This window comes from Candidatus Desulfatibia sp. (genome assembly GCF_036446775.1).
Lineage (GTDB): Bacteria > Desulfobacterota > Desulfobacteria > Desulfobacterales > UBA11574 > Desulfatibia_A.
This window is the reverse complement of the sequence record NZ_JAZFTO010000315.1, coordinates 37,835-47,494: the sequence shown is the minus strand read 5'-3', so window position 1 is coordinate 47,494 and position 9,660 is coordinate 37,835. Positions and strand designations below refer to the sequence as shown.

6 protein-coding genes are annotated in these 9,660 nt (G+C 43.9%); all 6 read left to right on the top strand.

Going from position 1 to position 9,660, the window contains the following annotated elements; genetic code table 11:
* Positions 1–241 (top strand): DegT/DnrJ/EryC1/StrS family aminotransferase (locus V3S16_RS14900; RefSeq protein ID WP_413886319.1); only part of this gene is annotated, 241 nt, incomplete at its 5' end.
* Complete coding sequence (locus V3S16_RS14895) at positions 225–1,385, top strand: glycosyltransferase family 4 protein (protein WP_413886317.1); 1,161 nt, start codon at positions 225–227, stop codon at positions 1,383–1,385. The genes V3S16_RS14900 and V3S16_RS14895, both read left to right, overlap by 17 nt.
* A gap of 223 nt (positions 1,386–1,608) precedes the next feature.
* On the top strand, positions 1,609–3,723 hold the full coding sequence (locus V3S16_RS14890; protein WP_413886315.1) for an HD domain-containing phosphohydrolase: 2,115 nt from the start codon (positions 1,609–1,611) through the stop codon (positions 3,721–3,723).
* 166 nt (positions 3,724–3,889) lie between these two features.
* Entirely contained in the window at positions 3,890–4,687 is a 798-nt protein-coding gene (locus V3S16_RS14885) for an ExeA family protein (protein ID WP_413886313.1), read from the top strand.
* Between the two features lie 127 nt (positions 4,688–4,814).
* Positions 4,815–6,986 carry an FG-GAP-like repeat-containing protein gene (locus V3S16_RS14880; RefSeq protein WP_413886311.1) on the top strand — a complete coding sequence of 724 codons (2,172 nt, stop codon included), beginning with the start codon at positions 4,815–4,817 and terminating at the stop codon, positions 6,984–6,986.
* 288 nt (positions 6,987–7,274) lie between these two features.
* On the top strand, positions 7,275–9,563 hold the full coding sequence (locus V3S16_RS14875; protein WP_413886309.1) for a GumC family protein: 2,289 nt from the start codon (positions 7,275–7,277) through the stop codon (positions 9,561–9,563).
* Positions 9,564–9,660: the final 97 nt, after the last annotated feature.

Genomic DNA, 9,660 nt, shown 5'->3' with positions numbered 1-9,660 from the left:
GGGAACCGATTCCAGTTCCTGGATTAGAAAACTTAAGGGAGAAGGGATCGGGTGTGCCAGGCCGGTTTACCGGCCCCTTCATCAGTATTTAGGCTTGAAGGGATTTCCTCGAACAGAAAAGGCTTGGAAGGAGTCTTTATCCATTCCTATATATCCATCCCTTACTGAAGAAGATGTTAATCGGGTGATAAAGGAGCTGATTACCACATCCAAGGAGGAAAAAAGTGAGCAGCATAAATAATGTCAGGGGAATATGGTGGCGCAGTTACATTCCTGTATTGATATTGAATGTTGTTCTTCTAATACCGCAAAGTCGCAAAGTCTTTATTTATATGGGATGGAGGTGGGCCTATGTGCTTTTCATATCATTTACACTCTCTTTTTGCCTGACACCGCCGGCTATATGGCTTTCCCACCGGCTGGGCATCCTTGACCGGCCGGATGCCAGAAAAATTCATCAGGAAGCTACGCCCCTGCTGGGAGGTGCGGCTGTTTTCAGTGCTTTTTTGGCGGCCATCATGATAAACGGCATTTATTCCCCCAAGCTTGGGGCGATCCTGACAGCGTCGTGTCTGCTCTTTGTTATTGGGGTCGTGGATGACTTCAAAGAAATCTCCGCCAAAATCAAACTTGTGGCCCAAATTTTATGCGCAGTGCTGGTAATGAGCTTTGGAGTTGTTCTGCGCGTTATTCCCGACTACCTGGGTATCTTTTCACAGGTGGGCAACGTAGCATTAACCCTTTTCTGGCTTATCGGAATCACCAATGCCATGAATTTTTTTGATGGTATGGATGGTATGGCTGCCGGATTGGGCGTTATCATTGCTTTTTTTTTGGGAATAGTCGCATTTCAGACTCAACAACCATTTTTAGGCTGGGTTGCCGTAGCCATGATGGGGAGCTGCATCGGATTTTTGCCGTATAACTTATTAAAAAAAGGCAGAGCCGCCATTTTTCTGGGAGATGGGGGCAGTACCGTTATCGGTTTTATTTTAGCGAGTGTGGCGGTCTATGGCGAGTGGGCGACAGGTAGTCCTGTAAAGGCGCTGGCATCGCCACTTCTGATATTTTGGGTCTTGATTTTCGATATGGTGTATATCACGGTGGATCGCATCATATCAGGTAAAGTGGCCAATTTTCGGCAGTGGCTTGATTATGTGGGCAAAGACCACCTCCATCACAGACTGGCCGTTGTTTTAGGTGGACAGAGGAAAAGTGTTCTTTTTATCTATTTGATGAGTCTCTGTCTGGGAGCCAGTGCGGTTGTTCTTCGCAACGCAAGGCCTGTGGATGCCCTATTATTGATAGCTCAGGCAACTATTTTGGTTTTATTAATCACGATTCTGGAAAGACGCGGCCGTTCTTTGGATAGGAAAAACAACTAATCTAGATCTATGTATAGACGTCGTAAGTTACAGCGTTCAGAGGTTGAAATGTTTAGGGTTGAGAGGTTCAAAAGTTCAGGGTTCAGAGGTTCAACGCAAAACCCGGAACGCAGAACCTTGAACCTTATAACACTATATATTGCGTTTAATTATTATTGACATACAAGATAGATAAATTATATATAAAATAGTTTCTTAATTATTAGTCATCAGGATAACTTCCATGGTGAAATTCAGTGACATAAATAACGATAATATCAGTTCAACCAAGCCAATCCCCAAAAAGAAAAGGGACGAATCTAAAGGCAATTCTCGATTAAGTTTCCGAAAACTTGCTGCTGAACAAAAGAAAGCGCTTTCCGCGGATAAGGTCGTTTCTGAAAAAAAAGCTTCTGATAAAGACCAGATCGGTGTGAGCGGGAAAGTCCTTTATGAAAAGTCAGCCGCTTATCTGAAGCAGGCTTTTGAAGCCGTCAAACGGCGCAAGATGTTTTCACTTGATCCGGGTTTTCAAATCATTCGGGAAATGGTTGAAATGCAATCTTTTCAAGACTCCCTTTTTATCGAAGCCCTTCACCTTGATGATCCCCTTAAATATGTTATTCTCAACAACGTCAATGTGGCCATTTACGCCATTAAGATGGCGGATAATCTTGGCTTGAGCAAAGACAGGCAGGTTGAGATCGGTATGGCGGGCCTGCTGCACGATATAGGCATGGCCATTATTCCCGAAAAGCTTATTTATAAACAACAGAAACTGAGCGAGGCTGAATTCAAAATTTTCAAGGAACGTTCCAATTATTCCTACAAGATTTTGAAGGCTTTTGGGGATGATTATCCCTATTTGGCAGAGTGTGCCGCTCAAGTAAATGAAAGGCTGGATGGATCCGGATATCCGCAAGGTTTAAAAGGTGATGAGATTCACGAGTATGCACAAATCATCGGGCTTGTCGATATGTACGAGGCTCTCATTCATTCCAGGCCGCAAAGGGAAAAATTTCTCCATTTTATTGCCGTAAAAGAGATCATCAAGACAGGTAAAAATCTTTTTCAGCGAAAGCATCTTAAAGCCCTTTTAAATATCTTTTCAATCTTTCCATTACATAGCTATGTCAAGCTGAACTCAAACGCCGTCTGCAAAGTGATAGAGACTTATCCTGATCAACCTATGAGGCCCAGGGTTCAGATTGTATTTGATTCCCAGCAAAGGCGAGTTTTGACGGAACGCATCATAAACCTTCCCGATGATCAGCTATTGTACATTGTTGATTCTGTTTCTGATGAAGAGTTGCAGTCACCCTCTGAGGGTCCTGACAGTAAAACACGGGCCCGGGCAGAGCGTGTGCAAAAAAGTGATGACCTTCATTCTATGCAAGAGGAGGCTACGTTTAGTGCTGATGAGTTCTCTCCTGAGATGCAAGAAAAGGAAGAACGAACGGGCCGGGAACAAAAAGTCGGCTGGTTTAAAGCTGTCCTGCTAATCGGGGGGATAGCCTTACTGGCTACAGGCCTGATCATCCAACTTGGAAACAAAGATTCAAAACCTTTAGATGCAGGCAAATTGCAAACGTCTGTAATGAAAACGAAACCGGGTAGTACTCTTTTAAAAGAACCTGTAGATATCTCCCTGCCGTCGATAAATAAGAGTGAAGTGCAGAAAGAAGTTGCTCAACAAAAGCCGGCTGCTTCTCAAATACCTGATTCGAAAGACCTTAGGAGCAGCAATAAGGCAATTGTGGGAAAGGCTACCCCAAAAAGTTCCGTGACAGGAGCCGTTACTTCCGAGGAATCGGTTTTTAATAAAGAACGAGAATCCATCTCTATTGGTCCGCTACCTGACAAAGAATCATTGGAAACATCCAGTAAATACGGAATGGAGAGCGTATCGACAAAACGGTTATACCCGTATTCAATAAGACTTGACGCTTTTCGCAGCCGTCAAAAAGCTGATAAAACCCTTGCAATTTATCGAGAAAAAGGTTTATCGCCGTACTGGGTGAAGGTTGATCTGGGGGATAAAGGTGTATGGTACCGGATCTTCACGGGTTATTTCGATAATGTCAAACAGGCCGGGAAGGTAATAAAAGCAAGCAAGTTAAAAGGGGCGGCAATAAAAAAGACCAAATATGCAACATTGATCGGCACCTATCGATCTGAAACGACGGTAAATGACCAAATTAAGCTGATTTCGAAAGAGGGTTTTTCGCCTTATGTGGTTAAAGGATCAAATAACATATTTTACTTATACGTAGGGGCTTTTTACACTCACAAGGGTGCTGAAGACCAATATGCTGATTTGCTCGCAGACGGTATTGAAAGTAAAATAGTCGAGCGCTAACCCGGAAGAAAAAATTATCACGAAATCTCGAAAACACGAAAAACATTTGTAAATTAAATTTAAATTTCGTGCTTTCCATCTTTCGTGTTTTCGTGATTAATATAAAATTTCTGCCACAAGATGGATAATTCTAACAAATAGAAAACTACTTCAAGGGCGAATTTTAATGTATTTAGAATATTGGAATTTCAAAGAAGAACCCTTTAAAAATGTTCCTGACCGCAACTTATTTTTTAAATCGAATCCACACGAAGAGGCGCTTATTCGTCTATTATACGCTGTTGAACACCGTAAAGGGGCCGCTATGCTGACAGGTGAAGTAGGCTCCGGGAAAACCACGGTCAGTCAGGTATTAATAAACCACCTCTCAAAAGATCGTTTTGAAGTTACAACCATCGTCAATCCGGATTTAAACTCCGTCGATTTCTTACGGGCCATTTTGCTGGCAATGGAAGAAACAGCTGATGAAGATTCCAAAACCATTCTGTTAGAACGGCTTAAGAAAAGGCTTTCAAAAAATTTTCAGCAGAACTTAATTACCGTCCTGATTATTGATGAGGCCCATCTTATTAAGGATCCATCCAGTTTTGAAGAACTGAGAATGCTGCTCAATTTACAATCTGACAACCAATTTCTGGTTACTTTGATCTTAATAGGACAGCTTCCGTTAAAAGAAAAGATTGCTAATCTTAAGCCCCTGAAAGAAAGAATTGCGATTAAATACGATTTGAGTCCCATGGATCTTCAAGATACGATACGCTATATATTATTTCGCCTCGAAAAGGCCGGGGCTGTACGGGGCATCTTTTCAAAAGAGGCGGTCAAATCGGTTTATAATTACGCCGCAGGAATACCGCTCAGGATAAACAACGTATGCGAACGCAGCCTGCTGATCGGTATGATGATGAAAGTCCGGGTTATCGACAAGAAGATTGTCAAGCATGCCATAGAGGATCTGGAATGATACTTGATACTTGATGCTCGATACTTGATGCTTGATGCTCGATACTCGATACTTAAACCACTTGAGCAATAATGCGCAATTGAAAATTATTTGTTAAGCGTTAATCGAAAGAATATCGACAACTATTTTGTATATCTATAAAATGTGGAAAAGGAACTTTAATAAAACTGGAAGGTCCCTTTATAAAATTCTGCTGTTTCATGTGGGATTGCTGGGGCTTATATTAACTATTGGGTGTGCTCAAGATATAGGCCAAGAACAACCGGCTCAATGGGCCAAAGCCGGCGACCTGGCCACATCAGGAAAATACCGGGCGGTGGCCGTATCTGATCTGGACAACGATGGTAATCCGGATATCGTCGGAGGGAGTACATTCCCCGGGACTGTAGCTATCTGGTATGGGGACGGCTCCGGTAATATGTCTGCACCTCAATACCTGCCGTTCAAAGGGGATGTTAGATCCGTTGCCGTGGCGGATTTCGATGAAGACGGACTTAAGGATATCGTGCTGTCCGTTCAAAGAGAAGCCTCGGGAATTATGGTGTGGTTGAATCAGTCCGAGCGCAGGTGGCTCAGAGGTATCAACCCTGTCGAAATAAATAACTACGAGGGCGTGGAGACGGCTGATGTTAATGGGGATGGACATATGGATATCATTGCCGCCAATGCGACCTCGGATACCCAAGGCGGTATTCAGGTCTGGCTGGGAGATGGAAAAGGCGCCTGGCTTATGGAGTCGGGTCCTACGGTTACAGGGATTTTCATGGATGTAGCGTTGGCTGATTTTGATCAAGACGGGTTTTTGGACCTGGCGGGAGCCGGCTGGGGCAGCTATGGCGCTTTGAAGGTCTGGCTCGGAGACGGTACCGGGGGCTGGTCGTCGACTTTACCGGTACGTAAAGGCAGTTTTTATGGTCTGAGCGTTGGAGACGTTAACGCTGACGGCAAGCTGGATTTATTAGCCGGCTCTTACAGAAAAGGTGTTCAGATTTTTATAGGAGATGGACGCGGAGACTTCATCGGCACATCGAGTCTGGAAGAAAACGACAGCTTCTGGCAAGCCCTTGCTGTTGACCTGGATGGAGACGGTCTGATGGATCTTCTGGCCGGTTCCGTAAATTCTAAGGGGATCAAGGCCTGGAAAAACGCAGGATCAGATTCCTGGACGCCCATCAAAGGGCGGTTCCCATCCAAAGGTATCTTCTATGGAATCGAGATCGCCGATTTAGATAAAGACGGGCGCGATGATATCTGTGCTGCCGGCTTTGGAGAGGGCATCAAAATCTGGCTGGGAAAAGAAAAGGGTGTCGTTTCATCGAGAGTCCGCCAAGCACAGAAAGTTGCCGCTCCGGAACTTCCTTCGATTTCTGCCGAACTTGAAGAAAACAGTGTCTTTACAACTGTATCCGGGGTTCCGGAGTATAAAATCGGGCCCGGCGATGTTATTGAAATAACTTTGTGGAAAGGACCTACTGCGACCAGAGAACTAATAACGGTTAGGCCTGCGGGCAAAATTTCGTTTAACATGGTGGACAATCTTTATGTCAACGGATTTACCGCCTCGCAGGTGGATGATATTATAACCGGCAGGCTTGTCAAGTATATAAGAAATCCCCGGGTGGACGTTATAGTCAAGGAATATAAAAGCAAATTCGTAACAGTTTTAGGGCCGGGAGCGGCCTGGGCTGGCAGAACCGGCGGAGGTAAAAACTATCTGACCGGCCGGACTACAATCGTGGAAATATTTTCCCAGAACGTTAGCTTGCATCAAGACGCCAATCTGGCTGAAGTAGGTTTGCGCCGCAAGAAAGGGCAGGTATTAAAATTGAACCTGTTCAATGCTATTTTACGGGGTGAAACCGGCCAGGATGTGGTGCTGGATAGCGGTGATGTAATTTATATTCCCCTTATTACCAAAGAGGACAATCGGGTGTATATCTTTGGTGAAGTGGGCAAGCCGGGCGTATATGCTTTTAGCGGTTCAGAGATGCGCCTGCTGGATGTCGTTTCACAGGCCGGGGGCGTTACCGTATTCGCGCATGAGGACAGTACCAAGATTATCAGGGGGGACCCCACCAGACCCGAGGTCATTTCTGCTGATCTTAAAAAACTTATGGAGGAAGGCGACCAGACCCAGAATGTTGCCCTGACAAACGGAGATCTGGTGTTTGTACCGCGAAGTTTTATCGGTGATGCAAACCTGTTTGTTAAGCGAATTAAGCCCTTTATGGAACTTATCCTTATGCCTACTACCATCATTAAAGGCTTTGACAGTGCTGCTGATATATTGACAAAATAGTATTTCAATTGAGCGATAACGCTCAATTGGGTGTCCGTTGTCCTTTGTCCGTCGTCCGTTGCTAAGCTTTAAGAAGCGAGATTATATTTCAACTACAGGTGAAACACAAAAAGAGGCCCTAAGAACCTGTAAAACCACTGACTACGGACAGCTGACCACAGACGCCTAATCGAATTTTGGCTCGATTAGGGTATAATTCTGTTTATCTTTCACTTAAAACCAATAACTAATAACAAATAACGGATAACACCTAATTGAGTTTTAGCTCAATTAGGAAGGTTTTCGGCAATGGCTCAATATGACGTCGATCTGAGAGATTACTGGCGGATCATCAGAAAGAGAAAGACCATTATTGTACTGCTGACTTTTTTGGCCGGGGTCTTCAGCTATGGCTTTGCAAAATTGAATGAGCCCGTTCCTTTATATGAAGCCAGTGCCGCCATTAAAATCGAACGCACCAAAACCATGGCGGACTTTTTTATGGGTGGATTTTTTGAGGAATCGGAAAATCTGATTACGCATGCTTATATTATTACCAGTTTCCCGGTACTGTCACAAACAGCAAAGGAGTTAGATTGGATTCCTAAGAATATTTCCGCTGAAAAGATTCGCAATTCCAAATCCCTTTTGGCCAAGGTCCAGCGTCTGAAGGCTTTAATAAAAGCGGAACAGGAGCCTGGTACCAATATCATTAATATCAGAGTAATATCGAGAGATGCCCAGGAAGCGGCACTTGTAGCAAACGCTGTTACCAGAGCATATAGGAATTACAATATCCAGGAGAAAAACAGGAAGACATTCGAAACCAAGGCCTTTATCGAAAAGCAGCTGCAGTTGACCTCAAATCTCCTACAACAGGCAGAGGATGAACTCCGGGCCTTTAAGGAAGGCTATGCCTTGATATCCATGGATGCTCAAACCAGCAATACGTTAAATCGGTTGTACGATGTTGAATTAGAGCATGAGAAGGCAAAAAAACAAAAAAATGAAGTTGTATCGCTATTAAAACTGATCGCAGAAAAGACTGATTTGTCTCCGGAAAAATTTAATAGAACCTTGATTGCCCCGGACAAAGATTCTCCTATACATGCATTGAGGGTCAAACTGAGCGATTTGCTTTTAAAGAGGGAAACCCTGCTGATTGACTTTACTAAAGAGCATCCGCAGGTAGTCGGGGTAAATGATCAGATTCAAGCCATAATTCTTGAGATAAGAAAAGAGCTTGAGGCCTTTTCAAGTATTTTAGCAAAACGCGAAGCTGATCTTTTAACAAAGCTGAATCGTTTGAGGAAAGAGAGCCGGAGCCTTCCGGAAAAGGCTCTGAAGCTGGTCAGAATGCAAAGAGAGGTGCAACTACAGGAATCTTTATATTCCCAATTGAAAACCAAACACCAGGAGACCCTGATTAAGGAGTCTGGCAAAGTGGAGGAGGTTGTCATTGTTAAACCGGCTTTGGTGCCTGCGGCTCCTTTCAATGTCTCTTCTAAAATGATGATTATCTTTACGGGCATTATTATGGGTTTGATCGTAGGGTTTGTTTTTGCTTTTGGCGCTGAGGTGTTTGATACTTCCATGGGGACCATAGAGGATGTGGAGAATTTACTACAGGTTCCGGTCCTGGGAGTTATACCTTTTATGGGGAAAGTGGAGACGGGCAAGAGCCGTGATAGTCAACAGGTTTTAGAAACAGGAAGAGAACGGGAATTGGTTACTCACTATGATCCCAAGTCCTTATCCGCGGAAGCCTTCCGCACTCTCAGATCGAACATTGAGTTTATGAGTCTGGACAAACAAGGAAAATCGTTTCTGATTACCAGCTCTTTTGTGCGAGAAGGAAAAACCTTTAACGCGGTCAACCTGGCGCTCAGTATGGCTCAAGCGGGCAGCAGAGTACTGCTGTTGGAGGCGGATTTGCGCAAACCTGTAATCCATAAGATTTTTGGATTGGAAAAAGGACCCGGTTTGACGGATTGCGTTCTGGGAAACTATCAGTATAAAGATATCATAAATACCATTACAGATATCATGCTGGGAGATTTTGAATTAGAGGAAATTCTGAAAACCCCGGGGCTGGACAACCTTAATATCATCACTGCCGGAACAAAACCGCCCAACCCGGCTGAAATCTTACGTTCAAAACGGTTTGTTGAACTTTTACAGAAGGCTTATCAAAGCTATGATATCATCATTATAGATTCCCCCCCGATTTTGCCTGTAGTTGATGCCACCGAAATCGGACCGCATGTAGACGGTGTTGTCATGGTCTACACAGTGGGAAAAATTGGCCGGGGGGTATTGAAACGCGCTAAAACGACCCTGGACAATATCAATGCCAATGTATGGGGTGTCGTCTTAAACAACGTGAAGGCGGAGGCCGGTCCTGATTATTTCAAGTATCATACTCAGTATTATTATGGGTCGGAAGAAGATATAGAAGATAAACAAAGCAGTTCCATAACAAGATGGTTTCAAGAACATTTGCCGCCTGCGTTTCAAATAAAACCCTTGACCATAGTAGTACTCATCATAACGCTGGCTTTGCTGGTGTTAGGAATATTCTGGCAAGATATATTTTAATTGTGCGATCCTTTTTATTGACCATATCATTTCTGGCTGTTGCCCTTTTTTTGGGCTTTCTTTCATCACAATATATGTATTCCCCCCTACTATTTCA